This window comes from Bacillus sp. FSL M8-0063, from assembly GCF_038005545.1.
Lineage (GTDB): Bacteria > Bacillota > Bacilli > Bacillales > Bacillaceae_G > Bacillus_A > Bacillus_A wiedmannii.
The window spans coordinates 2,938,071-2,963,208 of the sequence record NZ_JBBOTJ010000001.1 but is presented as its reverse complement, the minus strand read 5'-3'; the positions used below and the strand labels follow the sequence as shown (position 1 = coordinate 2,963,208).

Sequence of the window (25,138 nt, the reverse complement as noted above, 5' to 3'; positions counted from 1 at the left end):
GTATGAAATATAAGTATAATAATAGAGAAGAACTAGAAATAGGGGTGAATACTATGATTACATTAGAACAAAAGTTGGAGCAATACACACATACATATGCACAGATAAAGGGAGAACTAAAATGGAAAACGAGTGATTCTCGAACAGGAATGATGATTGCTGCTATGTATGCAGGTAGTGATAAATTGTTAGATCTCGGACGTTTTTTAGAAATTAGTAGTTATATTAAGAATCAGGTAGGGATGTTTTCATACTTAAAGTCTTATCATCGCTTTGTTGTGGCCGCAACATTAGATATTCACTTTACAGATTACAAGAAAGCTTTTCGGAAGTTTTTAGATTTATATGAACAATTGGTTGCTGGTGGTTTTAGCCGAAGTATATTTACTTATCTCGCAGCTGCTGTGCTTTTAACAGAAGAAAATGAACAGCATGGCACGCACATTCAGCGTTCGATGCAAGTATATAAACGCATGAAAGAGGATCATCTTTTTCTTACAGGTACAAATGATTATCCGCTCGCAGTTTTACTAGCAGGACAATCAGAGAATGTAGAAACACTTATGGACCGAGTAGAACGTCTGTATCAGAAACTAGCGAAAGCTGGTTTGCGTAAAGGGAATGATCTTCAGTTTTTAAGTCATATCCTCTCACTAAAGAAGGATGTCCGTGAAGAAATGTTAGTTGCAACATGTACAAACATATGGAAGTTGTTAAAACAAGAAAAAGTTAAAGTGAAACAGATGCATTACCCAGCTATCGGGCTACTAGCGTTACTTGAGGATGGAGAAAAAGAGGTTCATGCTATTAAAGCGTTGATTGAAAAATTGCAGGGAGAGAAATTATTCCGTTGGCATACAGATGCGAATATTCTTATTGCTATTCAACTGTTCGTAAGTCAGAAAGGTGAGGAAAGTAAAGCTACCAACACAGGTTTACAAACTATGATAGAAGTCCTCATACAAGCACAACAGGCAGCTATGATGGCAACGATTGCTGCTTCATCTGCTGCAACATCTTCTGCTAGTACTAGTTCATAATGTGCAATTGCGTATGCTCTTGTAATTTATAACTCCTTTGATAAGGACGGTTTAAAAAATATTATTAAAAAAGCCCATCACTCTCTAATGAGTGATGGGCTACCTGTTTTTACATAATCAGCGTTATTTTTTGGACTCCTTCAAACGTTTGAGTTGTGTAACAATCATAATGCTAATAACAACGAGTAAAAACCATGAGCTAATTTTGCTTAAGTGAACGAGATTCCACGCTTCCCGTTGATTTGGATATTGCCATGCTCCGAAAAAAGTTGCGATGTTCTCTGCAATCCAAATAAAGAAACCAATAAGGAAAAAGGAGAGAACGAGTGGCATTTTATATGTAACACCTCGTAATGAAAATTCTACAAATGTTCGAAAGAAAACGATGAATAAAAGAACAGTTAACACCCATCTAAAGTCATATGAAAAATGATGTGTAAAAAAATTAAAGTAAATCATTGCTCCTAACGGCACGGCAAAAATAGCTTTCGGCCAATGATGCATTTGTAAATGCAATCTTCTCCACGCTTGGCATATGTAACTTGCAACACTTGCGTACATAAAACCGCTGTAAAGTGGAACTCCAAAAACTTTTGAATATGCCTCTTCCGGATAACTCCATGAACCGAAATGTACTTTATATATTTCTAGTAGAAGGCCGATGAGGTGGAAGACAGTAATTACTTTTAATTCGTCTTTCGTCTCAAGCCCAGTCTTGTACATAATCCACTGCATAAGAAGACATACGATGAGTATGAAATCGTAGCGGTATAACCCTGGGATAGAAACTATTTTTGAAAGGGCTAGTGTTAAGAAAATAACGACTGGGAATAAGCAAGATAATGCTTGCTCGTAAGTGAAGTGTAATAGTTGTTTTATATAGAACATTGTGTCACCTTCGATATTTTTGTTAGAAAACTCGAAATAATGACTAAGTATACTACAATTTTAAAAATAAGCCAGTAGTCTATTTTGCATGTATTTGTAAGTTTTAGAAAGGAATTGTAATAAGTATTTTAATATTTAACAAAGTGAAAAAATAGTTTGCTATTTAAAAAAAGTGAGGATATAATATCTAAATGAAAATGAAAATGATAATGATAATTATTATCAATGATAATTATAAATAAAAAATAATTATAAAAAACAACTGAATATAAAGGATGAAATGAAACATGTTACATAAGCCTGCTGTATATGCTAGCAATAATCGCTGGATACATATTAAGTTCATATGTTTCATGAGCTTAACAATTTTATGTTTAATTGGGTCTATATTTTTGGCCGTTGCATTTGGTGCAAAGGATATTCATTTGCAAACAGTATGGGCAGCGGTTTTTGATTATAATCCGAAATTAACGCAGCACCAAATTATTTATGAATTAAGGCTCCCAAGGGTAATTGGCGCAGCGGTTGTAGGAGCTGCTTTTGCAGTCGCTGGGGCTGTAATGCAAGGGGTAACACGAAATCCTTTAGCGGATGCGGGTGTACTCGGAATAAATGCAGGTGCGATGTTTGTAGTAGCACTTAGTTTTGCCTTTTTCCCGCATATGCCGTATTCCTATTTGATGATTGTTTCCTTTATTGGAGCAGTCTTAAGTACAGTACTCATTTTTATTATCGGATCGGCTACTTCAGGTGGGTTAACACCGATGAGGTTAACGATTGCTGGAGCAGTTATGGCCGCACTTTTACATTCGTTAAGTTCAGGTGTTGCAATTTATTATGATTTAAGCCAAGATTTAGCGTTTTGGTACGCTGGTGGTGTTGCAGGAGTTAAGTGGGAACACTTGAAATTTTTAGTTCCTATTATTCTCATAACGATTGTTTTTGCGACAGTGTTAGGGCGATCTATTTCACTCATATCAATGGGGGATGATGTTGCTACGAATTTAGGAGTAAAAACGAACCGAACGAGAATACTAGGGATGATTATAGTAGTCATTCTTGCTGGTGTATCTGTTTCAGCTGTTGGCTCTATTGGGTTTGTAGGACTAGTTATCCCGCATATTGCTAGAAAATTAGTTGGTGTGAATTATCGACTCATTATTCCTATGTCAGCATTATTAGGAGCTATGTTATTAGTTTTAGCTGACTTAGGAGCAAGAACAGTAAATCCTCCTAAAGAACTTGCGATAGGAATTATGGTAGCTCTTGTTGGAGTTCCGTTCTTCCTCTATATAGCACGTAAAGTTGGGAGGGAGTTGTAAGTGAAGAAGATTTTGAACACGGATAAAAAGAGAGCTATTACTGTAACTACAATTTTCGGTTGTATTAGTATCGCTGTAATTTTAATTAGTTTAAATACAGGGACATTGAGCATAGCGCCGCTCAAAGTAATTCAAACGCTTTTCGGTTATGGTGATTTTGAGAGCGCAACAGTGCTATACGATTATCGTATGCCAAGAATTATAATCACAATGTTAGCAGGTATTGGTCTTGGGATTTCTGGTGCGATTTTGCAAGGGTTATCTCGCAATGCGCTGGCCGATCCTGGTATCCTCGGATTACATTCAGGTGCATCTTTCGGGCTAATTATATTTGTTACTTTCTTTCATTCTATTAATGAGAATGCATCGATTTTAATACCGTTATTTACATTTGGCGGGGGAATGCTAGCTGCATTTTTAATTATTATACTTGCGAGTGATCGGTCAAAAGGTTTACTTCCTATTCGACTTATTCTTGTTGGTATTGCAGTTTCAGCTGGATTTAGTGCGATTTCGTTATTTTTCTCTCTTAAGTTAAATGATGAAACGTATACATTCGCTTCTAGATGGTTAGTTGGTAACGTGTGGGGAAGGGATTGGATTCATGTCCTTGCATTATTACCTTGGATTTTCATACTAACTCCATATGCATGGCTAAAATCTAAAACGTTAAATGCATTGTCACTAGGTGATAGTGTGGCAGCAGGACTTGGAGTTTCTGTTCAAAAAGAACGGTTACTACTTTTAGCTACAGCGGTTGGATTGTCTTGTGCGAGTGTATCGATGGCTGGAGGGATTGGTTTTATCGGTTTAGTTGCTCCGCATATCGCCAGAAAGTTAGTAGGTACTACATATCAACACTTTCTTCTTTTAGCTGGTATTATCGGAATGATTATTTTAGTGCTAGCAGATACGATAGGTCGTTCTATATTTGAGCCAAACTCTATTCCAGCTGGTGTAGTAGTGGCCGCTTTAGGAGCACCGTATTTTCTTTATTTACTTACAAAAACAAAATAAATACTTCAAAGAGGAGAACATATGAAAAAGAAACTTACTATTTTATTTAGCATGATGTGTATTTTAGTATTAGCAGCATGTGGTCAAACGAAAGCTAATGAAGAGGCAACGAAAAAAACGGAAAAAAGTAATGACCCAAAAATTGCTTCAATGTCTATTCACTTAACAAATGATTTACTTGCATTAGGAATTACACCAGTAGGTTCTGTAATTGGTGGAGATTTAAAAGATTTCTTACCGCATGCAAAAGAACAACTGAAAGATACGAAGAAACTTGGTGTTGTAACTGATCCAAATATGGAAGCATTACTTCAATTAAAGCCATCTGAAATTTATGTTGATGAAAAATACGCTGGCAAAGATGTAGCGAAATACGAAAAAATTGCAAAAACGCATACTTTCAATTTAGATGAAGGTACGTGGAGAGATCATTTAAAACAAGTTGGTAAACTTGTAAACCGTGAGAAAGAAGCGGATACATATATTCAAGATTACGAAGAGCAATCAAAACGAGTAAAAAATTTAATAGATAAAGAGCTAGGTAATAATGAAAAAGTAATGGCAATTCGCGTTACCGCAAAAGAATTACGTGTATTTAGTACGAAAAGACCGATGGGACCAATTTTATTCCAAGACTTAGGATTACAGCCTGCAAATGGTGTAGAGAAAATTGATGGAAACCGTCCTTTTGAAGTCATTTCACAAGAAGTATTACCTGACTTTGATGCAGATGCTATTTTCGTTGTTGTAAACAGAGATGATAAGGCAAAAGCTGCATTTAAGCAACTTCAAGAAACACCAATTTGGAAAGACTTAAAAGCTGTTAAAGGCAAGCATGTATACATTATCAATGACCAACCATGGCTTGACTATTCTGCTTTAGGTAACAAAATGGCAATGGATGAAGCGGAGAAAATGTTTACGAAATAATATCGATTCGTTGTTAGGAAGATCCTCTAAATTTGGGGGTCTTTTTTATTGTTAGAATAAATGAAAAATTATACAATGAATGTAATTTAATGTAGAGGAGATGTGCCAATGTCAGCGCTTATTGTAAGTATCTCGTGTATAAAGCAGTTTATAGAACGAGGGGATAAATAGGCTGAAATAAGTATCCCCGTTATTTAATAAAGGGGGAGTTTGAAATGACAATGAATCTTTTTCAAAATAAAACGATTAAATTATCAGCTATTAGAGAAGCGGATGCTGAAGTAATGGCTATGTGGCAAGAAGATAGTGAGTATTTAAGAAATGTAGATACAGATGTAGCATTCCCGCAATCGATACAAGAAATAGCAAGTAATGGGCTATTAAAAGGACGAAGATCGAATAGTGTTTCTTTCATGGTAAGGACAGTTCAAGATGATCGCTTAATTGGTTTTGTGGCGATTCATGGCATAGAGTGGAATAACAGAATGGGTTTATTAGCCATTGGTATAGGAGAGGGAAATGATAGAGGGAAGGGATATGGAAGAGAAGCAATCAATCTTATATTAAATTATGCATTTTATGAATTGAATTTACACCGCGTCGGTCTTGATGTTATTTCTTATAACAAAGCTGCTATTAAGTTATATAAAAAGATGGGTTTTCAGATGGAAGGCTGTATGAGAGAAGCGGTGCAAAGAGATGGGAAATGTTTTGATCGTATCATTATGGGGATATTGCGGGAGGAATGGATAGAGCTGCAAGATTAAAAATACATTCCATATTATATATGTAGTATGCAGGAGATATACCAGTAATTGGCGAAATTTTACAGTGCACTGATTGATTTTATAAGGAGTTATGCAAAATGAATTTAGAAAAAGCAAAACCAGTAAATGAAGAGGTCGCTGAATTGAAGGAACTAATTAAAGAATTACACGGAAGTGTACATCAACTTCAAAGTGAAGTGCAGCAACTAAGGCACGAAAGACCGGTTGTTGAAGTGAGAAAAGGTGTTCAATTATCGCCAGCAATCGTTGGACAAATTGGCGGTATGATTTTAGGTGGATTAGCAATTATCGGTATATTTTGGTGAACGAAAAAAAGGTATGCAATTTAGCTGCATACCTTTTTCATTTTCGTTATTTGTCGGTAAGTCGATATTCTCTGTAGAATCATCGATATAATTTCACCCACTACAACTATTACATTAAATAACGTAAATATATATAAACATGTGATAGTAATAATGCAATAATAGTTAACGGTAAACCAATTTTTAAGAAGTCCATATACGAGAAAGCATGTCCTTCACGTTTTGCAATACCAGCAACGACTACGTTTGCGGATGCTCCGATTAATGTTCCGTTTCCTCCTAAGCAAGCCCCAAGTGATAACGCCCACCATAGTACTTCAATTTGCGGAGAGTCGACAGATAATCCGAGTCCTGTAGCTAAATCTTGAATAAGTGGTATCATCGTTGCGACAAATGGGATATTGTCAATTGTTGCAGATGCAATGCCTGATACCCATAAGATAAGTATCGCAGCGAAACCGATATCACCGTTCGTTACGTCGAGCACTTCTTTAGCGAGTGAAGAAATGAGCCCGATATCAATTAACCCGCCAACGAGAACGAATAATCCAGCGAAGAAGAAAATGGTTACCCATTCAACGTGGGCAAATACATCTTCAATATCATGTTCTTTTACGCCAATTAGCATAAGAATTGTAGCGCCTGTCATCGCGATAACCGCAGCGTCTACATGAATAATCGAATGAAGTACAAAGCCTAAAATAGTTAGTCCTAAAATTGAAATGGATTTTAAAAGGAGGCTTTGATCTTTAATATAATCTTTTTCGTTCAATGCCATTAATATTTTAATTTGCTCAGGTGTTGTTTTTAGTTTGTTACGATACATAAAGTAAATAATGCCAAGTGTAACAATAGAAATAATAATTACGATTGGAGCTAAGTTTAGTAAAAAGGCATTAAAGTCTAAATGCTTATTTGCTGATCCAATCATAATGTTCGGTGGGTCACCGATTAATGTTGCTGTTCCGCCTATATTTGAAAATAGCACTTCTGAAATCAAATAAGGAACAGGGTTTACTTTTAAAATACGTGTAATGGATATTGTAACAGGTACGATTAATAAGACGGTTGTTACGTTGTCCAAAAATGCAGAACCAACTGCGGTTAATAAAGATAGTAATAATAAAATGCGGATTGGTTTTCCACCAGCTGCCTTAGCTGCTTTAATAGCCACAAATTCAAATACGCCTGATTGACTCGTAATATGTACGAGAATCATCATCCCAATTAAAAGGGTGATTGTTTCCCATTGAATATGTGATGTGAAAGCGGTATGTAAATCTACAACTCCAAAAATAATCATAATAGCAGCGCCGAATAGTGCGATTACAGCACGATTCAATTTCTCAGAAATAATAAATCCGTACGTGATTAAAAATACGGCAATTGCAAAATAATATTGCCAATTTGCTACTTCATGTGCTGATTGTTCCAATCATGTCACCTTCTTTAAAGTATGTATTCAATTGTCGAAATGTATCTCGCTTTATTAATACGGGATAAAATATATTGTAGCAAATTCAAAAAAGAAAGAAAACTATTTAACAAAGTGAAGGAAAAAATATGATTTTTACATATCATATAAAAAATATAAAAAACACAGTGCAAATTATTAGGAAAAGTGAGCATTGTCCTCTAATATAGAGATAGCAATTTACATTATTTTTGCGTAAAATGGTTTAAAGAGGTGAATTCCGATGGAAATAGTAAAAGATAGTTCTCTTATTCAAAATGAAATTGAACGTTTTGTAAATAAAGATGTATATATTCATTTAGAAACAACGAACGGAGCGTATGCGTCACACTTTAACGAAAAGATGATGACAGTTGGAGCATTCATTCGAAATGCAATTATTCGCTTTGAGCGCGGGAAGATTACTGGAACGAATCCATACCGAGTTGGTTTGAAAATGGATCATGGCTGGGTATATGCAGAAGGTATTACGCACTGGGAAGTAGACGATAAAGAGCGTTTATTACTAGCAGGGCATGATAACCAAGGCCGCTTAGCAGTTGCACTTGAGTTAAGCTTAACACCATTTAAGTAAGAAGGAGGGAAACTTATGGAGAGACATGTACTTGTTGTATTTCCGCATCCAGATGATGAAGCATTTGCGGCGGGAGGAACAATTCGCTTATTAACAGATCAAGGAGTACCTGTAACGTATGCATGTGGTACTTTAGGACAAATGGGACGTAACATGGGGAAAAATGTATTCGCTAACCGTGAAACGATTCCAAATATCCGTGAAAAAGAATTAAAAGATGCATGTGAAGCGATGGGAATTCAAGATTTAAGAATGCTTGGTTTTCATGATAAAACGTTAGAATTTGAAGATGTTGATTTCGTTGCAGATAAAATTGAAGCAATCATTCAAGAAGTAAATCCATCTCGAATTATTACATTTTATCCAGAGCACGGCGTACATCCAGATCATGATGCATTTGGCCGCGCAGTCGTTCGTGCTGTATCACGTATGCAAAAAGAAGAACGTCCAGTCATTCATGCAGTTGCGATTACGAGAAATCGCGAAGCTGTATTAGGTGAGCCGGATGTTGTAAATAATATTAGTGAAGTATTCGAGCATAAATTAGCTGCACTAGGTGCGCATCGTTCACAAACAGAAGCGATGTTAGAAGAAACACATGCAAAAATCAAAAATAAAGATGCAGCAACGTTAAAATGGCTGCAACTTGAACAATTTTGGACTTATAAATGGGAGTAGGCTAGAAGGAAACTTCTAGTAGCTCTTACATAGAAAAAGCACCGTCATTTGTGACGGTGCTTTTTTAGTGAATAATCTTTATTCTCCGCTATTTGAGAGTAACCTTCACTTTATCGTGTACTCCATTCTTTTGTAAATTCATCATGATATGCTTCGCTCCAATGGTATGGCTGCAACTCTTTTAACGGTTTGAAAATAATATCTTGTTTAGAATTTGTAATGGCGCATAGTACTTCTGGTCCCCAATAAAATAAACGTTCTTGGCATACACCACAAGGTGATAATACTTTTAATTCAGAATGCTCATTTTCCCTTGCAAGACAAATAGAATGTGTAACTTTCTTATGAAATTTATGAGCTTCTAAAATTGCACCTGTTTCCATACAAAGTTCTGTTGAAGCGTTTATTACGTCAGGGGCCACACTTGTATAAATGGATCCATCTTCTACACGGATTGCTGCAGCTCCGCCCCAATTATGCGGATACCTTTGTTCAATTAAATTTTTCACTGCTTCATATAATTGTTGTTCAATGCTCAATTGTAGTCCTCATTTCTGCTTAATTTTCGATTCAATGACTGTTATTTTTATAGTAATACCGTTAAAAAAGAATAGACACTCAATTTCAAACTATAAATTCAAGAATTATTTTTCATCTGCATACTTTTCCTCTAAGGCAATTAATAGAGGAATTGATATAGTTACAAGAATGATTAAAGTGTTTATAAAAGATTTAGAAAGAGAAAAAGAACCTTCGATTAAAAGTGATAAAAATTTGAATGAAAGTATACTTGTTATTAAGGAAACTACTAAAAAGCTAAAAAGAGACAAATTTTTATTTTTGATAGATGTTTCTATAAAATCTTTAAGACAGCTTATGACGACAAATATAGTTAATATAATAAGAGAAATAAAATAATGTGTTACATTTGTCATACTAATAGTAGGATCGTCTATTATGTAAGCAAGTAACTTAGATACTAACATACCTCCAAATAATAAAATAATAAAAGCAAGTAATCCTTCCGATGTATAAGTGCTGAAATTATCTTTCTTATTAAAGAGTTTATAATTCAGAGTAGATTGGCTTATTTGAATTAGGAATAGGGTAATAATCCACACATAATATACAATTGGTAATTCTCCTGAGAATAGAGCAATCAGGAAATTTATTACTGTCCTTAAAATTTCAATCATTACGAAAGGCCTCCTGTTTGTAAGCTTTGCGACATTAAAATATGCTAGTTTATCGTTTCATAAACAGATCTGTAAATTCAAACTATTTATAATTATTCCATAAAAAGGTAGTGGTATCAAGTTGTCTTTTTTACAAAACCTCCAAGACTCAACACTAGAAAAAGAACCGCAATATGTAATATAATTGAAAAAGTATATTTAAAAATTAATGTTAATATTACCCTCCTATAAGTATTAACATACGTAATTGAGGTGTTTTTTTTGTTGTTTTATGATCGAATTTCTATAATGGCCCCTCCTGTTCCGTAGCTTAGGAAAGTCTTTTTATTTCTGAGATTTTCAAAGTTATAGGAGGGTATGAAAAATGAAAAAAGTCTCAGTACCATCAATTTTGTTAATGATTATTCTTGTGGCATTTCCGCAAATTAGTGAAACGATTTACACACCGTCTTTACCTGACATTTCAAAGGCGCTACATGTAAGTAATAATGAGGTACAGTTAACTCTTAGTGTGTATTTCGCTGGATTTGCTTTAGGTGTATTTTTTATTGGATGGTTATCGGATATAATTGGCCGTCGCCCGGCAATGTTATTTGGAATTGTAATATATGGTGTAGGTAGTTTCTTATGCTTTATTGCAAATTCCATTGAAGTTTTATTGCTAAGTCGTTTTATTCAAGCGTTTGGAGCAAGTGCTGGCTCTGTTGTTACACAAACGATTCTTCGTGAAAGTGTAGAAGGGCATAAGAGGCATGTTATGTTTGCTCAAATCTCGGCAGTCATTGCTTTTACTCCAGCGATAGGACCATTAATTGGTGGCTTTCTTGATCAAATGTTTGGATTTAAAATCGTATTTTTGAGTTTAGTAGTTATGAGCATTGGAATTTTGCTGTATACGTTTGTTTCTCTTCCCGAAACAAAGACGAACGCAATAACGAATAAAATCAATGTGTTTTCTGTTTTAAAACGATTGATTACAAATCCGAAAGTAGTAACATACGGGTTATTAATTGGAGGAGCGAATGGTGTTTTATTTAGCTATTATGCAGAAGCGCCGTTTATCTTTATTGAATACTTTCAGTTATCGCCTAGTATGTATGGACTTCTAGGAATTGTTGTTGCTTCTGCTTCTATTATTGGAGCGAAAGTTTCAAAACGATTGCTTGCCACATATAAACCAGAGAAGATTATATATATCGGTTGTCTTGTAATGACTGGGGGAGCTATCCTTTTATCTGTTATTACTTCACTGGGATCAAATCCAAACATAATATATATGATTGGATTTTTAGTAGCGATGTTTATATTGCTATTAGGAATTGGGATAGCGTTACCTAACTGTTTAAGTTTAGCATTAGTAGATTTTCAAGATGTCATTGGTACAGCCGGAGCATTGTTTAGCTTAGGATACTATGTAATTGTAACAATGACAATTTGGGGAATGAGCCAGCTGCATACGGGCTCGTTACTGGTGATGCCACTTTATTTTCTGGTTATAGTAGTTATCATGATGTTGTTTACTAAAGTGTTTATTTTAGGTAAACAAACTTCAAAAATGATTTAAATATGAAATGGTAAAAGAGTCTCATTTTTTAATGAGACTCTTTTATATTTTATGAAGATGATTAGTGGATATACGAACAAAAATTAAAGGTATTGTTGAGGGGAAGATAAAAGCTGAAGAGAAAAGTTTTCCGCTTTCCGGTGTATTGTTGATTGTTTTAAGTGTAGTGATGTATTTCTTAAAGTAGGAGATGGGATAGAGAAGCTAGTTACTATGTAGTTCTACTAATATATTAAATTTTTGCGTGATGTGTTAATTGCATGTGAAAGTAATTATAGTGCAAACTATAATTAGTGAAGTATATGCGGTATGAAACCGAGGAGACCCTATCTTCCTCGGTTATTTATACTGTAATAATATTCATACCGGAATCATATTGAATAGATGTATTTTATTGTTAATTTAGTTAAAAATTAATCAGACTATGTATAATGATTTACCGAAAAAATAATTGAACTTTTCAGACAAATGAATTAATATAAGGTAAGTAATTTTAAGATTTATAGAATATTGGAAGATGAAAGGTTTTGAGAATTTTGTAAGAGGCAAAAAACGATTTTAGGATAGCTTTAAAGTTAGTCTGAAATGACGTTTGCTTCATCATTTTCAGGGCCGAAAGGAATTAGGGGAAAGTATCTTGTTTTAAAATGCGGCTATGAATCATCTAAGAGGGGGAAGTGAAGTGGCAAACAAAGAATTGAAAAGAGGTTTAGAAGCACGTCATATTCAAATGATCGCTTTAGGCGGAACGATTGGTGTTGGCTTGTTTATGGGGTCAGCCAGCACGATTAAATGGACAGGTCCGTCAGTAATGCTTGCGTATGCAATTGCAGGTATTTTTATCTTCTTCATTATGCGTGCGATGGGTGAAATGTTGTATATGGAGCCGAGTACAGGTTCATTTGCGACGTTCGGTCATAAGTATATTCATCCGCTAGCTGGCTATATGACAGCGTGGAGTAACTGGTTCCAGTGGGTTATCGTTGGGATGTCAGAAATTATTGCGGTTGGAGCATATATGAAATATTGGTTCCCGGAATTACCAGCTTGGATACCAGGCGTAATCGCAATGGTTATTCTTGGCGCAGCTAACTTAATTTCTGTTAAGTCATTTGGTGAATTTGAATTTTGGTTTGCGATGATTAAAATCGTTACGATTCTATTAATGATTATTGCGGGATTTGGACTTATTTTCTTTGGAATTGGTAACGGCGGAGAAGCGATTGGCATATCTAATCTTTGGTCAAATGGCGGTTTCTTTACAGGTGGTTTTTCAGGATTCTTCTTTGCATTATCACTTGTAGTTGGCGCATACCAAGGTGTAGAATTAATTGGTATTACTGCTGGTGAAGCGAAGGATCCGAAGAAGACACTTACAAGAGCGATTCAAAGTACAATTTGGCGTATTTTAATATTCTATATCGGTGCTATTTTCGTTATTGTAACTGTGTATCCATGGGATCAATTAAGTACAATTGGTAGTCCGTTCGTAGCAACTTTTGCGAAGGTTGGTATTACGGCAGCAGCTGGACTGATTAACTTCGTTGTTATTACAGCGGCAATGTCTGGTTGTAATAGTGGTATTTATAGTGCGGGTCGTATGCTTTATACGTTAGGTGTAAATGGACAAGCGCCGAAATATTTCACGAAACTTTCTGGAAATGGCGTACCTTTATTCGGTACAGTTGGCGTAATTATCGGTTTAGCAGTTGGTGTTGTATTAAGTTATATTGCACCGAAAAATTTATTCGTGTATGTATATAGTGCGAGTGTACTTCCTGGTATGGTACCATGGTTCGTCATTTTAATTAGTCAAATTAACTTTAGAAAAGCAAAAGGGGCAGAGATGAAAGATCATCCGTTCAAAATGCCATTTGCTCCTGTTACAAACTATTTGACAATTGCCTTTTTAATTATGGTATTAATCGGAATGTGGTTTAACGATGATACACGCATTTCACTAGTTGTAGGTATTGTTTTCTTAGCTATCGTAACAATTAGTTTCTATGCTTTCGGAATAGGGAAACGACCTCCGTTAGACGTTCAAAATGATCAAGAGATTTCAAGTAAATAAAGATAGTAAAAAGTCCGATTTCTCATATGAAAATCGGACTTTTTGTTATTAAAATTTCTCTAAAACGATTTTCCCAATCGTACTTCCGCTTTCAAGCAGTGTATGTGCTTTCTTTACGTTTTCAGCGTTAATTGGTGTGAATGTTTCATTTAAAGTAGTCTTTAAAATACCTTCATCTAAAAGTTCGCTTACTTTATTTAATAGTTCGTGCTGCGTAATCATGTCGCCAGTTTCATACATCGCTTTTGTAAACATAAACTCCCAAACGAATGTAGCACTTTTACTTTTTAAAATACCCATTTCAAGAGGGTGTTCATTTTCTACGATAGAGCAAATTTTTCCTTGTGGCTTAATGAGCTCACATATTGCTTGCCAATGTTGATCTGTATTGTTTAAGCAGAAAATATAATCTACATCTTTTAGCCCAAACTCTAATATTTGATCTTGTAAAGGTTGGTGATGGTTAACGATATAATCGGCACCGAATTTTTCAACCCAGTGTATTGTTTCATTACGAGATGCAGTTGTGATTACATTCAGTCCAGCCCATTTCGCAAGTTGAATTGCAATTGAACCTACACCACCAGCTCCACCGATAATTAAAATGTTTTTAAATGTATTTGTATCTTTCTTATTATAATCAATTCCCAAACGTTCGAATAAACCTTCCCAAGCCGTAATAGCTGTTAAAGGAAGTGCTGCAGATTCAGCATCACTTAACGTTTTTGGTTTTTTACCAACGATTCTTTCATCAACTAAATGGTATTCACTATATGTACCTTGTCTCGTAATGCTTCCAGCGTAAAACACTTCGTCGCCTTCTTTAAATAACGTACAACCTTCGCCCGTTTGTACGACAATACCACTTGCATCCCAGCCAAGTATTTTCGCTACATCTTCTTTTTTATCTTTCGGAGAGCGAACTTTTGTATCAACTGGGTTAACGGAAATAGCGTTAATTTTAACGAGTATATCTCTTCCTGTAGCAACAGGTCTTTCAACTTCAATATCAATTAAACTGTTTTCTTCTTCAATAGGTAAGTATTCATGTAAACCAATTGCTTTCATTTATATTCCCTCCATTAAAGTAAGAGTCATTTACTCTTTTATTATAGATGGTGAAATGCCATTATGTAAAAAAGTACACTCTTTTTTATTTATGCTGGTATGAAAGTGTGGAAGGAGTTTATTTCTAAAAAGCAGAATTATTTACTGTGTTACTTTATCTTAAATTAAATGTAAAGGTGGATACATAATGTCAGTAAAAAAGCTTTATTTCATCCCAGCAGGTCGTTGTATGTTAGATCATTCTTCTGTTAATAGTACGCTCACACCGGGAAATTTATTGAACTTACCTGTATGGTGTTATCTTTTGGAGACAGAAGAGGGGCCTATTTTAGTAGATACAGGTATGCCAGAAAGTGCAGTTAATAATGAAGGTCTTTTTAACGGTACATTTGTCGAAGGACAGGTTTTACCGAAAATGACTGAAGAAGATAGAATCGTGAATATTTTAAAACGGGTTGGTTATGAGCCGGATGACCTTCTTTATATTATTAGTTCTCACTTGCATTTTGATCATGCAGGAGGAAATGGCGCTTTTATAAATACACCAATCATTGTACAGCGTGCTGAATATGAGGCGGCGCAGCATAGCGAAGAATATTTGAAAGAATGTATATTGCCGAATTTAAACTACAAAATCATTGAAGGGGATTATGAAGTCGTACCAGGAGTTCAAGTATTGCATACACCAGGCCATACTCCAGGGCATCAATCGCTATTAATTGAGACAGAAAAATCCGGTCCTGTATTATTAACGATTGATGCATCGTATACGAAAGAGAATTTTGAAAATGAAGTGCCATTTGCTGGATTTGATCCAGAATTAGCTTTATCTTCAATTAAACATTTAAAAGAAGTTGTGATAAAAGAGAAGCCAATTGTTTTCTTTGGGCATGATATAGAGCAGGAAAAGGGATGTAAAGTGTTCCCTGAATATATATAGTGCAAAAAGTCATGAGCTCATTTGCTCATGACTTTTTCGTTTAAATAATTTTTTTAAATAAGTTATAAACTTTTTTTGAATTATCTTCATTTAATTGATAGTACGTAAGGTTTACATCATCAAGAGTATCTTGCTGAGCGATCATTACTTCACTACTGTGATGATCAACTACCCATATGAAATATTTTTTATAAGTTCCATCCTCGAAAGTAATCCACATATCACAATCTATTAAATCTGATCCTTCTTCATCTAATGTTAATTTTCCTTTTTTGGCGGTATCCATACTGTTAATGAATGTTTTTAATTCATCTGTTTTTGTGAGAAAGATATCTTTTTTTGTTTTAATTGACTCGACATGTATATCTTTTATTTCCTGTTTTCCTAAAAAGACAGGGGGCTCATTTGGGTCTCTTTGAGTTGAAATGATAGTAGCTTTCTTCTTTGGTTTATTTGCTGTATAGAAATCTTGAATAGATTTCCCTGAGTTTAAAAACCATACGATACCAAAAATAATCAATGCGCTACCGAGCAGTAAAATGATTTTCTTAATAGAATATTCTCCTCTCTATTACTTCGTATAAAGAGCTTTTCTATTAATATATGATAGGTAAGCGTAAAGTATTATAGTTGAACTTGGTTATTCTGCACAGTTTTAACAGGGCGATCTACGAGTAAATTGTAAGTTAGCCCAATTAGTACGAAAATGCCACCGACAACTTTTCCCATTGATAGTTCGTGTGACAAGATGAAATCAATGATAGTCCCCGCAAATAATTGTCCGATAAAGATGAGTAACGTTAAATAAAATGCTGATATTTTAGGCGTAATATAGTTCGATAACGAGATGACGATAACGCCTACTAATCCGCCTAAGTAAACAGCGATAGGAATAGATTGCAACGTATGGCTAGGAATATAAAATGAATCTGAACTGAAAATTAAAAATAACATAGAGAAAAATAATCCAGTAATATAATTAAAAAACGTGCCTTCCCAATTTCCAATCTTCGCTGCTAAATTCGCGTTAATAATTCTAGCAACAACGATAGAAACACCAGCTAAAATAGCGATAGTAATATATAACATTTTCTTGCCTCCATTAATAAATTGTCATGATTATAATTCCGGAAGAGATGAAACATAATCCAATTAGTTTTTTCTTTTCAAACTTTGCAACTTTCATTCCTAATAAGCCGAAATGGTCAATAACGATGGAAGCGATAGATTGACCGAGTAAACTTAATGCGATCGTAATAGAGGCACCAAGGACGGAGAAACTTATATTATTAAAAAGAACAGTGAATACTCCAATCGCACCAGCGCTATATAAAAAAAGTGGAATGCTTTTATCAAAATAAATTTTATTTTTGTTAATGATTAAAATGAAGATAACTGCAATTAAACCGACAAGGTGGATGACAACGCTCGCTGTGTACTTGCCAATTAACTCAGATAAAATCCCATTCAATGGAAGCATAACGGCGATGAGCACACCAATAAAGACAGAAAGAAAGTTATACAATGTAATATCCCCTTTGTATTTCATATTTGTAATGACTGTATCATGCTGAAATTGTGTATTACTATGACATATGTCATAGTGGAAGGAGAAAATTTTGATTACAATGGGGAGTAGTTGTAAAGGCGGGGGAACTATGAAGAAAGTATGTAATTCAATTAAATTAGCACATTATATGAAACAAAATAATATTGATTCATTTTTTAGTAATGATATGAAACCGTATATGGAACTCATATTTTTTAAAAAGAATGAGTTTATTTGTAGAGAAAATGAAGAGATAGATTATTTATTTTTCTTCGTTGAAGGAAAAGCAAAAGCGTTTAATACATTAAGTAACGGGAAATCTGTATTATTATGCTTTTATGATAGTTTGCAGCTGTTAGGAGATGTGGAGTTAATTCATTCTCAAAAGACTGCTTCAAACGTACAAGTAATGGCAGATTCATATTGTGTTGGTTTACCTTTAGGAAAAGTGAGAAATCAACTATTTCATGATGCGAAATTTTTACGATGTATTTGTGGATCGTTAGCACATAAGTTAAATCGACTTTCAAAAAATAGTACAATTAATTTACTATATCCACTTGAAAATAGACTTGCGAGTTACATGTTAGCAGCAGGGGAACGAGCGGTGCAGCACGGAAATCGAATTGTATTTAGTGGGAATTTAACAGAGACAGCTGAATTGTTAGGAACGAGTTATCGACACCTATTACGTACATTAAATGTTTTTTGTGATAAAGAGATTATAAAAAAGAACAATGGTTGCTTTGAAGTAGTGAATGTTGAAGTTTTGAGGGAATTGGCGGCAGATGTTTATAAATAGGAGGAGATAATAAATGATTACACCTATATTTAGAATTTTTGATGTTGAAAAAGCAAAGCTATTTTACATAGATTTTTTAGGGTTTAAAATGGATTGGGAACATCGGTATGAGGAACATATGCCATTATATATACAAATTTCGTTACATGATGCTGTAATACATTTATCAGAACATCATGGGGATGCTTCGCCAGGCGGTGCGATTCGGGTCAAAATAGATAATGTAAAGGATTATCATTCTATATTATTAAGTAAAGAATATGCTTATTCGAAGCCAAATATAGAAAAAACACCTTGGGATACAATCGAATTAACTGTAATTGATCCGTTTTCAAATAGAATCGTATTTTATGAGGAGAGATGATAGAGCAGGAAGGGATTAATATATAAATTTTTTAGAGAGAGTGCAGTGTAATTGCGTATTAAATAAATGTAATGAAGAGTAGTTCATAAAGCAGTGAACTGCTCTTTTTCATTTTGTTAAACAGATTGAATTATTGAAAAATAAATCGTATGATAAAACATATGAACAAATGAGCATATATTCATGTGAAATAGGAAGGAGGAAAAGGATGTTAGATGCAATTATCGTTGGAGCTGGTCAAACTGGATTAACAATGGGATATTACTTGAAGCAAGAAGGTTATAATTTTTTATTACTTGAGGCAGGAAACCGAATTGGGGATTCATGGAGAAATCGATATGATTCTTTACAGCTCTTCACACCGAGGGAATATAGTAGTTTACCAGGTATGATAGTAAAAGGAGAAGGAAAGGGATTTCCGTGTAAAGATGAAATGGCAACATATTTAGAAGAATATGCAAGGTACTTTACATTACCAATCCAATTGCAAACCAAAGTTTTAAAAATAAAGAAAGAAAAAGAGATATTCGAATTACATACTCCTACAGAAGTTTTACAAGCAAAAAAGGTTGTTATCGCAACAGGTGGTTTTCAGCAACCATACATTCCCTCATTTTCACAACATCTTTCATCGCATGTTTTTCAAATACATTCATCACAATATAAATCACCATCACAAATTCCTAAGGGAAAAGTACTAGTAGTAGGTGGCGGTAATTCCGGAATGCAAATTGCAGTAGAACTTGCAAAAACTCATGAAGTTACAATGTCTATCGGTCATCCGTTAACATTTTTACCGTTACATCTTTTTAGAAAAAGCATTTTTAATTGGCTAGAAAAATTGGGTTTATTGTACGCCGAAGTAAATACTAAGAGGGGAAAATGGTTTCAGAAGAGAAAGGATCCTATTTTTGGTTTTGAAGGCAAGGAACTTATTCGTAATGGAGTAATTAAACTAGAGAAAAAAGTGGTTAGTGCATCAGAAAATAATATTATGTTTCAAAATGGTGGCACGTATAGTGCAGAAAGCATTATATGGTCAACTGGTTTTATTCAGAACTATAAATGGATTGAAATAGAAAAGGCAGTGAATGAGAATGGATTTCCTAATCATGTAAGAGGAATAAGTCCAGTAAAAGGATTATATTATATCGGTTTGCCGTGGCAATCTCAAAGGGGATCTGCACTTATTTGTGGTGTAGGAAAGGATGCAGCGTATTTACTTTCTGAAATCAAAAAAATAGATCAGTAGCAACAGCAACTACTGATCATCCATATGTACATGAATTAGGAGAGGTCAAACATTTATTAACTTTATTATAATAGATTTTCATAAGGATAAAAACTGAAAATTCTAATTTTATGTTGAGAAAGTTTTTTGTATCGAAATATATAAAAGAATAGGGGTTTTTAGTAAAAGAGATATGATATTTATATTTTAATAAATTGTGATATAGTTTATGAAGAATAGATTACATAAAATGTTATTTTATTACATAGTGATGAAGGGGGAAATTGTTGTGAAGTTTGATGATCAACGCCTATTAGGAGTACGGTTAGGTTCTATACTTGTAACAGAGGAAAATCAATATTTAGTAGTTAAGAAAAAAGATCATTATGCACTTTTAAATATACATAATTTAGAATGCACACATGTTGAAGTGCAGCTAGAACATATTGAAGAAATGTTGCAGGAAGATTTTCAAGAAAGTATAACGGAGATTATCGCACCAGAACATATAAAAATTGTTGCGAAAAATGTTATATAGAGAATGAGAGAAAAAGAAAAAACTTCATCTTTTATCGATGAAGTTTTTTTAGTTAATTCGAAGTGAATGCTTTGAAAAATTTATCTCGGTACATGTACATAAGCCATGAGGTTGTTAGTAAGGAAATAATGATTTGTTTATTTTTAATTGGCGCATTGAAAACAAGCCAGCCAACGATATCAAATAATAAATGTAGTGCAATGGAAAGAACTACAAATTGTAGTAACGTCTTAAAAAATCTTTTCATAAAGTGTCCCCCTAAAATAAAAGGTTTTATCAACAGTGTTGTATATTACTATTATACATTAAATATTTTTAATGGTAAAATTTACATAAGTTAGTGAAATAAAACAAATGAAAGCTAATGAGGAGGAATAGTCATGGAATTTTGGATGATCATACCGATAGCGGTCTTTGGGTTTATTTATATCGTTGAAAAATTAAATAGAATCGAAAAGAAAACGGATGCACGTTTAAAGAGGATGGAAGATAGATTACAGCTAATTACGAAAGAAATGGGAATTGTAGATAGGGAACCTGAAATTAATAAAGAGTTGCGTCAGCTCTTAGAAGAAGGAAAAACAGTTACAGCAGTTAAGAGAGTAAGAGAAGCTTTTGGATTTTCCTTATTAGAAGCGAAGCAATATGTTGATAAATTATAAAAAAGATCATCCATTTGGGTGATCTTTTTTTACTGCACCATGCGTGTATTTACATAGGCAGCGATTATAAAGTGTCCAATTATAATGATAGGAAATACGATTTTTACATTAGGAGTAAGGAAGATGCTACCAATTGTAGCGATAACACCAGCAATTAAATTATAAAGACCAACTATTTTTGATAACTTTATTTTATCTGACACACGGCGTTCATTGAATCCTGATAAGAGCCAAGTGTATTGTTTAACTCCGATGAAATAGGCTAGTGCGAATGAAATGATTGCTAGTATGAATAATGATGGGGAAGCGAAGAGAGTCATTGAAAACACCTCCGTTAAAGGGTTATAAATAAATTATAGTATGAATGTTATAATTTAACAAAATATAATTAAAGCGCACAAAATTTTGTGCGCTTTTTATTAATGGTATGAAAAATATGTAAGAAAAGATGGAACAAACATTTGAAATGAATTGTCTAATATAGGTAATAACTATTTCGTTTGAAAGAAAGGGTGGAGAAAATGAAAAATACATTATTAAAATTAGGGGTATGTGTTAGTTTACTAGGAATAACTCAATTTGTTAGTACAATTTCTTCTGTGAAAGCGGAACAAAAGCTAGAGCAAAAAGTAATAAAAAATGAGGCAGGAACTATTTCAATTTCTCAGTTAAACAAAAATGTATGGGTTCATACGGAGTTAGGTTACTTTAACGGAGAAGCAGTTCCTTCGAACGGTCTAGTTCTTACTACTTCTAAAGGGTTAGTACTAGTCGATTCTTCTTGGGATGATAAGTTAACGAAGGAATTAATAGAGATGGTAGAAAAGAAATTTAAGAAGCGCGTAACGGATGTCATTATTACACATGCGCACGCTGATCGAATTGGCGGAATAAAAACGTTGAAAGAAAGAGGCATTAAAGCGCATAGTACGGCATTGACTGCAGAACTAGCAAAGAAAAATGGATATGAGGAACCACTTGGAGACTTACAAACCATTACGAAATTAAAGTTTGGAAATATGAAAGTAGAAACGTTCTATCCAGGGAAAGGACATACAGAAGATAATATTGTCGTATGGTTACCGCAATATAACATTTTAGCTGGAGGTTGTTTAGTGAAATCTGCGGAAGCTAAAGATTTAGGAAACGTTGCTGATGCTTATGTAAATGAATGGTCTACATCGATTGAAAATGTGCTGAAGCGATATGGAAACATAAATGCAGTAGTGCCTGGTCATGGAGAAGTAGGGGACAGAGGATTACTTTTACATACATTGGATTTGTTGAAATAAGAAACTGTGGGAATATAAAAGCGAGGAGAAACAATTTTCTCCTCGCTTTCTTCTAACTATATTTAAATGCGAAGCTATCAATTATGCCTGCATACGTTACTGAGATTTTAATTCCAAGTATACAAATACCAGTACCGTCATAATTGCTATAACAACGTAAGTAATATCAAGCATTATAAGTGTTTTTAAAGTTTCAGTCATCCTCATTCACCCCTGGTATGAAAATATAACATAATCTCTTATTAATTAGATAAGAGATTATAAAGATTACAATGTACATGAAATTTCTTAAGTAGTTTCTATATAAATATATCATATAAATAATGTAAGTAATGTTAAGATAGTGTAAATGTATTGTAAATAAAGTGATTTTTCATAAAATCTTTAATCAAAAAATTGATAGTTCTTCAAAATGAAAAAAAGCTATTCTTTCAGTTGAATAATAAAAAGAAAGAATAGCTTTTTTGTATGTCTATTTCTGTTAACTTTCTAGTTTATATGTGATTCAGCAATAGTTTAGATATTTGAAAACCTGAACAATATGATTATGTAATGTTTTTTGGTGTCAATAAAAATATTATGTCAACAATATGAACTGTCACAAATTTATACTTAGTATTGTGATTGATATCACATCCTTTTTTTCTAATGGGTATTATGCTTGATTTGTAAGGAATGATTGGGAGAGGGTGGGATGATCATGTTTTGTTATCAATGTGAACAAACGCCAACAGGCGGATGTAAAGTAATAGGTGTTTGCGGTAAAAATGAAACAATAGCAAGTTTACAAGATACGATTGTGTTTGGGCTAAAAGGAATTGCAGCTTATCGTACGCATGCTGCTCAGCTAGGGTATACTGATGCATTTGTAGATGCTACGACGCAAGAAGCACTGTATATGACATTAACAAATTCCAACTTTAATGAACAAGAACATATTGATATGGCTATGAAAGTAGGGAAATCGGCTTTACGAGTAATGGAGTTGTTAGATGGGGCGCATACGAATCACTTTGGTGTTCCAGAGCCCGTTCAAATTACACAAAACCATGTAGAAGGTAAAGCAATTGTAGTTACTGGTCATAATTTATTTGCGTTAGAAGAGTTATTAAAGCAAACAGAAGGAAAAGAAATTAATATTTATACGCATTCTGAAATGTTACCAGCACACGGTTATCCGCAGCTAAAAAAATATAAACATTTAAAAGGAAACATCGGTAAGGCATGGTATGATCAACGACGTCTTTTCGAAAAATTTACAGGTGCTATATTAGCGACAACGAACTGTGTTATGCCAATTAAAGGGTCATACTCTGATCGATTCTTTTCATATGATATTGCCGGTTTAGAGGGTGTACAAAAAATTGAAAATGATGATTTTGCACCATTGATTCAAAAAGCGCTTGAACTTCCAAAAGTACATATGGAGTCGGATGAGCAGTTAGTAACAGGGTTTCATCATAATACAGTATTATCATTAGCTCCGGAAATTATTAATGCAGTAAAAGAAGGAAAGATTAAGCGTTTCTTTGTCATCGCAGGTTGTGATGCTCCGGGAAAAGGCGGAGAATATTATCGTGAATTAGCAACGTCGCTTCCGCCAGAAACGGTTATTTTAACAACTTCTTGCGGGAAATTCCGTTTTAATGATGTGAGTTATGGTGTTGTACCTGGTACGGAGATTCCGCGTTACATTGATTTAGGACAATGCAATAATTCAATTTCTACAGTGAAAATAGCGGCCGCTTTAGCAGATGCTTTCCAATGTGAAGTGAATGAATTGCCAGTAAGTATTGTCTTATCATGGTTTGAACAAAAAGCGGTTGCTATTTTACTTGGGCTATTTAGTCTTGGAATTCAAGATATTCGTATCGGTCCAAAGGCACCTGAATTTATTTCACCTGGCGTGCTTGATGTATTACAAGAAACATTCGGTTTAAAACTAATTACAACTGCAGCGGAAGATATGGATATGATGTTATCGTAACAAAAGGATGATCTGTCTTATTAAGAAGAGCTAACCTATAGCGCCCCAAAACAAAAATGTAGAATATTTGTTTCGGGGTATTTTCTTTTCTTGGCCGGATAGGTATATGGTGAAATTTCTTTAAAAAGAAAATCGGCTGTATCTTATAGGCAATAGTTGATTTTAGAAAAATATAAAAATCGTGTTGACATTTACAACTACTCAGTCATACAATGTAGAAGTAATAGGTGATACTGAGTAGTGTTGTTTCTCAAAATGTTTTCAGTAAACAATAGGTAATAGCGGATTTTAGAAAAAATTTGAAAATCAGTTGACATCTATAGCTACTTAGTCATACAATGTAGTTGTAATAAGTAATACTGAATAGTGTGGTTTTACTCAGAAGCTATTCAGTAAAAATTCGCCTTAGTACTCTGTGATACTGAATATAAGTCAGACAGAATAGGGGGTAAAGGAGGATCAGGACATGGAAAATTTAACTGAAATGCTAAAAGGTTCACTGGAAGGGTGTGTGCTGGAAATCATTAGTCGCCGTGAAACGTATGGCTATGAGATTACCCGCCACCTGAATGATCTTGGGTTTACAGAGGTTGTGGAAGGGACGGTTTATACTATCCTCGTACGATTAGAAAAGAAAAAGCTTGTGAATATTGAAAAGAAACCATCAGATATGGGACCGCCTCGTAAGTTTTATTCATTAAATGATGATGGCCGTCAGGAGCTTGAATTATTTTGGGAAAAATGGGATTTCGTTTCTTCAAAAATTAACGTCTTGAAGTCAAACTAGCCTCATAAAATAAAATGTTCCGGCTCATATTTGGAGAATTTCTTGTTCTGCTTTATAAAAAAGGAGGA

The 25,138-nt window shown here is 34.1% G+C and carries 29 protein-coding genes; 19 read left to right on the top strand and 10 right to left on the bottom strand.

Features of this window, described 5'->3' with window-relative positions:
• Window positions 1–2 precede the first annotated feature (2 nt).
• Window positions 3–1,040, top strand: a complete 1,038-nt coding sequence (locus MKX31_RS14950) for a DUF4003 domain-containing protein (protein ID WP_149173708.1) — start codon at window positions 3–5, stop codon at window positions 1,038–1,040.
• A gap of 123 nt (window positions 1,041–1,163) precedes the next feature.
• Here MKX31_RS14950 and MKX31_RS14945 read toward each other — a convergent pair whose 3' ends face one another.
• A complete protein-coding gene (locus tag MKX31_RS14945) occupies window positions 1,164–1,928 on the bottom strand; it encodes a DUF817 domain-containing protein (RefSeq protein ID WP_064475949.1) in 765 nt (254 codons plus the stop codon).
• 287 nt (window positions 1,929–2,215) lie between these two features.
• Between MKX31_RS14945 and MKX31_RS14940 the strand changes: the two genes are divergently transcribed.
• The 5 genes from MKX31_RS14940 to MKX31_RS14920 all read left to right on the top strand — a co-directional run bounded on the left by MKX31_RS14940 (window position 2,216) and on the right by MKX31_RS14920 (window position 6,290).
• Complete coding sequence (locus MKX31_RS14940) at window positions 2,216–3,250, top strand: FecCD family ABC transporter permease (RefSeq protein ID WP_098101894.1); 1,035 nt, start codon at window positions 2,216–2,218, stop codon at window positions 3,248–3,250.
• Window positions 3,251–4,267, top strand: a complete 1,017-nt coding sequence (locus tag MKX31_RS14935) for a FecCD family ABC transporter permease (RefSeq protein ID WP_340981051.1) — start codon at window positions 3,251–3,253, stop codon at window positions 4,265–4,267.
• A 21-nt stretch (window positions 4,268–4,288) separates the two neighbouring features.
• On the top strand, window positions 4,289–5,197 hold the full coding sequence (locus tag MKX31_RS14930; protein WP_000728221.1) for an iron-hydroxamate ABC transporter substrate-binding protein: 909 nt from the start codon (window positions 4,289–4,291) through the stop codon (window positions 5,195–5,197).
• Between the two features lie 215 nt (window positions 5,198–5,412).
• Window positions 5,413–5,964, top strand: a complete 552-nt coding sequence (locus MKX31_RS14925; protein WP_064475946.1) for a GNAT family N-acetyltransferase — start codon at window positions 5,413–5,415, stop codon at window positions 5,962–5,964.
• 98 nt (window positions 5,965–6,062) lie between these two features.
• Entirely contained in the window at window positions 6,063–6,290 is a 228-nt protein-coding gene (locus MKX31_RS14920) for a hypothetical protein (RefSeq protein ID WP_001047302.1), read from the top strand.
• A 109-nt stretch (window positions 6,291–6,399) separates the two neighbouring features.
• On the opposite strand, the gene MKX31_RS14915 is transcribed toward MKX31_RS14920, so the two are convergent.
• Window positions 6,400–7,725, bottom strand: a complete 1,326-nt coding sequence (locus MKX31_RS14915) for an ArsB/NhaD family transporter (protein ID WP_340981050.1) — start codon at window positions 7,723–7,725, stop codon at window positions 6,400–6,402.
• Window positions 7,726–7,987: 262 nt separating this feature from the next.
• Between MKX31_RS14915 and MKX31_RS14910 the strand changes: the two genes are divergently transcribed.
• Together MKX31_RS14910 and bshB2 are read left to right on the top strand one after the other, a co-directional pair.
• Window positions 7,988–8,338: a YojF family protein gene (locus MKX31_RS14910; RefSeq protein ID WP_000407039.1), complete on the top strand. Its 351-nt coding sequence runs from the start codon at window positions 7,988–7,990 to the stop codon at window positions 8,336–8,338.
• A 15-nt stretch (window positions 8,339–8,353) separates the two neighbouring features.
• Complete coding sequence (gene bshB2 / locus MKX31_RS14905) at window positions 8,354–9,016, top strand: bacillithiol biosynthesis deacetylase BshB2 (protein ID WP_000439468.1); 663 nt, start codon at window positions 8,354–8,356, stop codon at window positions 9,014–9,016.
• Between the two features lie 110 nt (window positions 9,017–9,126).
• On the opposite strand, the gene MKX31_RS14900 is transcribed toward bshB2, so the two are convergent.
• Together MKX31_RS14900 and MKX31_RS14895 are read right to left on the bottom strand one after the other, a co-directional pair.
• Window positions 9,127–9,555, bottom strand: coding sequence for a cytidine deaminase (locus tag MKX31_RS14900; protein ID WP_064475944.1), 429 nt, complete (start codon window positions 9,553–9,555; stop codon window positions 9,127–9,129).
• Window positions 9,556–9,660: 105 nt separating this feature from the next.
• Window positions 9,661–10,212 (bottom strand): DUF5823 family protein, encoded by a 552-nt coding sequence (locus tag MKX31_RS14895; RefSeq protein ID WP_064475943.1) that lies wholly within the window; start codon window positions 10,210–10,212, stop codon window positions 9,661–9,663.
• Between the two features lie 364 nt (window positions 10,213–10,576).
• Between MKX31_RS14895 and MKX31_RS14890 the strand changes: the two genes are divergently transcribed.
• Together MKX31_RS14890 and MKX31_RS14885 are read left to right on the top strand one after the other, a co-directional pair.
• Window positions 10,577–11,776 carry a multidrug effflux MFS transporter gene (locus MKX31_RS14890; protein ID WP_064475942.1) on the top strand — a complete coding sequence of 400 codons (1,200 nt, stop codon included), beginning with the start codon at window positions 10,577–10,579 and terminating at the stop codon, window positions 11,774–11,776.
• A gap of 682 nt (window positions 11,777–12,458) precedes the next feature.
• Window positions 12,459–13,850, top strand: coding sequence for an amino acid permease (locus MKX31_RS14885; protein WP_064475941.1), 1,392 nt, complete (start codon window positions 12,459–12,461; stop codon window positions 13,848–13,850).
• A gap of 48 nt (window positions 13,851–13,898) precedes the next feature.
• Here the strand turns inward: MKX31_RS14885 and MKX31_RS14880 are convergent, their stop codons facing one another.
• Window positions 13,899–14,918, bottom strand: coding sequence for a zinc-binding alcohol dehydrogenase family protein (locus MKX31_RS14880; RefSeq protein WP_088047455.1), 1,020 nt, complete (start codon window positions 14,916–14,918; stop codon window positions 13,899–13,901).
• Window positions 14,919–15,105: 187 nt separating this feature from the next.
• Here MKX31_RS14880 and aiiA point away from each other — a divergent pair, with 187 nt between their 5' ends.
• The gene (aiiA, locus tag MKX31_RS14875; protein WP_064475939.1) at window positions 15,106–15,858 is read left to right on the top strand and encodes a quorum-quenching N-acyl homoserine lactonase AiiA; all 753 of its coding nucleotides are present in this window, start codon (window positions 15,106–15,108) and stop codon (window positions 15,856–15,858) included.
• A gap of 40 nt (window positions 15,859–15,898) precedes the next feature.
• Here the strand turns inward: aiiA and MKX31_RS14870 are convergent, their stop codons facing one another.
• From MKX31_RS14870 to MKX31_RS14860, 3 genes are all read right to left on the bottom strand, one after another.
• Entirely contained in the window at window positions 15,899–16,393 is a 495-nt protein-coding gene (locus MKX31_RS14870; protein WP_141547152.1) for a hypothetical protein, read from the bottom strand.
• 89 nt (window positions 16,394–16,482) lie between these two features.
• Window positions 16,483–16,947, bottom strand: a complete 465-nt coding sequence (locus MKX31_RS14865) for a DMT family transporter (protein ID WP_000965801.1) — start codon at window positions 16,945–16,947, stop codon at window positions 16,483–16,485.
• 13 nt (window positions 16,948–16,960) lie between these two features.
• Window positions 16,961–17,407 (bottom strand): DMT family transporter, encoded by a 447-nt coding sequence (locus tag MKX31_RS14860; RefSeq protein WP_002096403.1) that lies wholly within the window; start codon window positions 17,405–17,407, stop codon window positions 16,961–16,963.
• Window positions 17,408–17,516: 109 nt separating this feature from the next.
• On the opposite strand from MKX31_RS14860, the gene yeiL reads away from it, so the two are divergent.
• From yeiL to MKX31_RS14840, 4 genes are all read left to right on the top strand, one after another.
• Window positions 17,517–18,209: a transcriptional regulator YeiL gene (yeiL, locus tag MKX31_RS14855; RefSeq protein WP_064475987.1), complete on the top strand. Its 693-nt coding sequence runs from the start codon at window positions 17,517–17,519 to the stop codon at window positions 18,207–18,209.
• 13 nt (window positions 18,210–18,222) lie between these two features.
• Complete coding sequence (locus MKX31_RS14850; RefSeq protein ID WP_000632414.1) at window positions 18,223–18,573, top strand: glyoxalase superfamily protein; 351 nt, start codon at window positions 18,223–18,225, stop codon at window positions 18,571–18,573.
• A 208-nt stretch (window positions 18,574–18,781) separates the two neighbouring features.
• Window positions 18,782–19,825, top strand: a complete 1,044-nt coding sequence (locus MKX31_RS14845; protein WP_340981049.1) for a flavin-containing monooxygenase — start codon at window positions 18,782–18,784, stop codon at window positions 19,823–19,825.
• A gap of 268 nt (window positions 19,826–20,093) precedes the next feature.
• Window positions 20,094–20,342 (top strand): hypothetical protein, encoded by a 249-nt coding sequence (locus MKX31_RS14840; RefSeq protein WP_000666939.1) that lies wholly within the window; start codon window positions 20,094–20,096, stop codon window positions 20,340–20,342.
• Between the two features lie 52 nt (window positions 20,343–20,394).
• On the opposite strand, the gene MKX31_RS14835 is transcribed toward MKX31_RS14840, so the two are convergent.
• Window positions 20,395–20,589 carry a hypothetical protein gene (locus tag MKX31_RS14835; RefSeq protein WP_103655114.1) on the bottom strand — a complete coding sequence of 65 codons (195 nt, stop codon included), beginning with the start codon at window positions 20,587–20,589 and terminating at the stop codon, window positions 20,395–20,397.
• Between the two features lie 133 nt (window positions 20,590–20,722).
• Between MKX31_RS14835 and MKX31_RS14830 the strand changes: the two genes are divergently transcribed.
• Window positions 20,723–21,004, top strand: a complete 282-nt coding sequence (locus MKX31_RS14830) for a hypothetical protein (protein WP_064475934.1) — start codon at window positions 20,723–20,725, stop codon at window positions 21,002–21,004.
• A 29-nt stretch (window positions 21,005–21,033) separates the two neighbouring features.
• Here the strand turns inward: MKX31_RS14830 and MKX31_RS14825 are convergent, their stop codons facing one another.
• Entirely contained in the window at window positions 21,034–21,324 is a 291-nt protein-coding gene (locus MKX31_RS14825; protein ID WP_064475933.1) for a DUF3784 domain-containing protein, read from the bottom strand.
• Between the two features lie 201 nt (window positions 21,325–21,525).
• Here MKX31_RS14825 and bla2 point away from each other — a divergent pair, with 201 nt between their 5' ends.
• The 3 genes from bla2 to MKX31_RS14810 all read left to right on the top strand — a co-directional run bounded on the left by bla2 (window position 21,526) and on the right by MKX31_RS14810 (window position 25,070).
• On the top strand, window positions 21,526–22,296 hold the full coding sequence (gene bla2 / locus MKX31_RS14820; RefSeq protein WP_340981048.1) for a BcII family subclass B1 metallo-beta-lactamase: 771 nt from the start codon (window positions 21,526–21,528) through the stop codon (window positions 22,294–22,296).
• A 700-nt stretch (window positions 22,297–22,996) separates the two neighbouring features.
• Window positions 22,997–24,283, top strand: a complete 1,287-nt coding sequence (hcp, locus tag MKX31_RS14815) for a hydroxylamine reductase (RefSeq protein WP_340981047.1) — start codon at window positions 22,997–22,999, stop codon at window positions 24,281–24,283.
• A 466-nt stretch (window positions 24,284–24,749) separates the two neighbouring features.
• Window positions 24,750–25,070 carry a PadR family transcriptional regulator gene (locus tag MKX31_RS14810; RefSeq protein WP_064475931.1) on the top strand — a complete coding sequence of 107 codons (321 nt, stop codon included), beginning with the start codon at window positions 24,750–24,752 and terminating at the stop codon, window positions 25,068–25,070.
• Window positions 25,071–25,138: the final 68 nt, after the last annotated feature.

Coding starts and splice junctions, on each gene's coding strand:
- MKX31_RS14950 (WP_149173708.1), top strand. CDS start 3: ATGAAATATAAGTATAATAATAGAGAAGAACTAGAAATAGGGGTGAAT.
- MKX31_RS14945 (WP_064475949.1), bottom strand. CDS start 1,928: ATGTTCTATATAAAACAACTATTACACTTCACTTACGAGCAAGCATTA.
- MKX31_RS14940 (WP_098101894.1), top strand. CDS start 2,216: ATGTTACATAAGCCTGCTGTATATGCTAGCAATAATCGCTGGATACAT.
- MKX31_RS14930 (WP_000728221.1), top strand. CDS start 4,289: ATGAAAAAGAAACTTACTATTTTATTTAGCATGATGTGTATTTTAGTA.
- MKX31_RS14925 (WP_064475946.1), top strand. CDS start 5,413: ATGACAATGAATCTTTTTCAAAATAAAACGATTAAATTATCAGCTATT.
- MKX31_RS14920 (WP_001047302.1), top strand. CDS start 6,063: ATGAATTTAGAAAAAGCAAAACCAGTAAATGAAGAGGTCGCTGAATTG.
- MKX31_RS14910 (WP_000407039.1), top strand. CDS start 7,988: ATGGAAATAGTAAAAGATAGTTCTCTTATTCAAAATGAAATTGAACGT.
- bshB2 (WP_000439468.1), top strand. CDS start 8,354: ATGGAGAGACATGTACTTGTTGTATTTCCGCATCCAGATGATGAAGCA.
- MKX31_RS14895 (WP_064475943.1), bottom strand. CDS start 10,212: ATGATTGAAATTTTAAGGACAGTAATAAATTTCCTGATTGCTCTATTC.
- MKX31_RS14890 (WP_064475942.1), top strand. CDS start 10,577: ATGAAAAAAGTCTCAGTACCATCAATTTTGTTAATGATTATTCTTGTG.
- MKX31_RS14880 (WP_088047455.1), bottom strand. CDS start 14,918: ATGAAAGCAATTGGTTTACATGAATACTTACCTATTGAAGAAGAAAAC.
- aiiA (WP_064475939.1), top strand. CDS start 15,106: ATGTCAGTAAAAAAGCTTTATTTCATCCCAGCAGGTCGTTGTATGTTA.
- MKX31_RS14865 (WP_000965801.1), bottom strand. CDS start 16,947: ATGTTATATATTACTATCGCTATTTTAGCTGGTGTTTCTATCGTTGTT.
- MKX31_RS14860 (WP_002096403.1), bottom strand. CDS start 17,407: ATGAAATACAAAGGGGATATTACATTGTATAACTTTCTTTCTGTCTTT.
- yeiL (WP_064475987.1), top strand. CDS start 17,517: ATGAAGAAAGTATGTAATTCAATTAAATTAGCACATTATATGAAACAA.
- MKX31_RS14850 (WP_000632414.1), top strand. CDS start 18,223: ATGATTACACCTATATTTAGAATTTTTGATGTTGAAAAAGCAAAGCTA.
- MKX31_RS14845 (WP_340981049.1), top strand. CDS start 18,782: ATGTTAGATGCAATTATCGTTGGAGCTGGTCAAACTGGATTAACAATG.
- MKX31_RS14835 (WP_103655114.1), bottom strand. CDS start 20,589: ATGAAAAGATTTTTTAAGACGTTACTACAATTTGTAGTTCTTTCCATT.
- MKX31_RS14830 (WP_064475934.1), top strand. CDS start 20,723: ATGGAATTTTGGATGATCATACCGATAGCGGTCTTTGGGTTTATTTAT.
- MKX31_RS14825 (WP_064475933.1), bottom strand. CDS start 21,324: ATGACTCTCTTCGCTTCCCCATCATTATTCATACTAGCAATCATTTCA.
- bla2 (WP_340981048.1), top strand. CDS start 21,526: ATGAAAAATACATTATTAAAATTAGGGGTATGTGTTAGTTTACTAGGA.
- hcp (WP_340981047.1), top strand. CDS start 22,997: ATGTTTTGTTATCAATGTGAACAAACGCCAACAGGCGGATGTAAAGTA.
- MKX31_RS14810 (WP_064475931.1), top strand. CDS start 24,750: ATGGAAAATTTAACTGAAATGCTAAAAGGTTCACTGGAAGGGTGTGTG.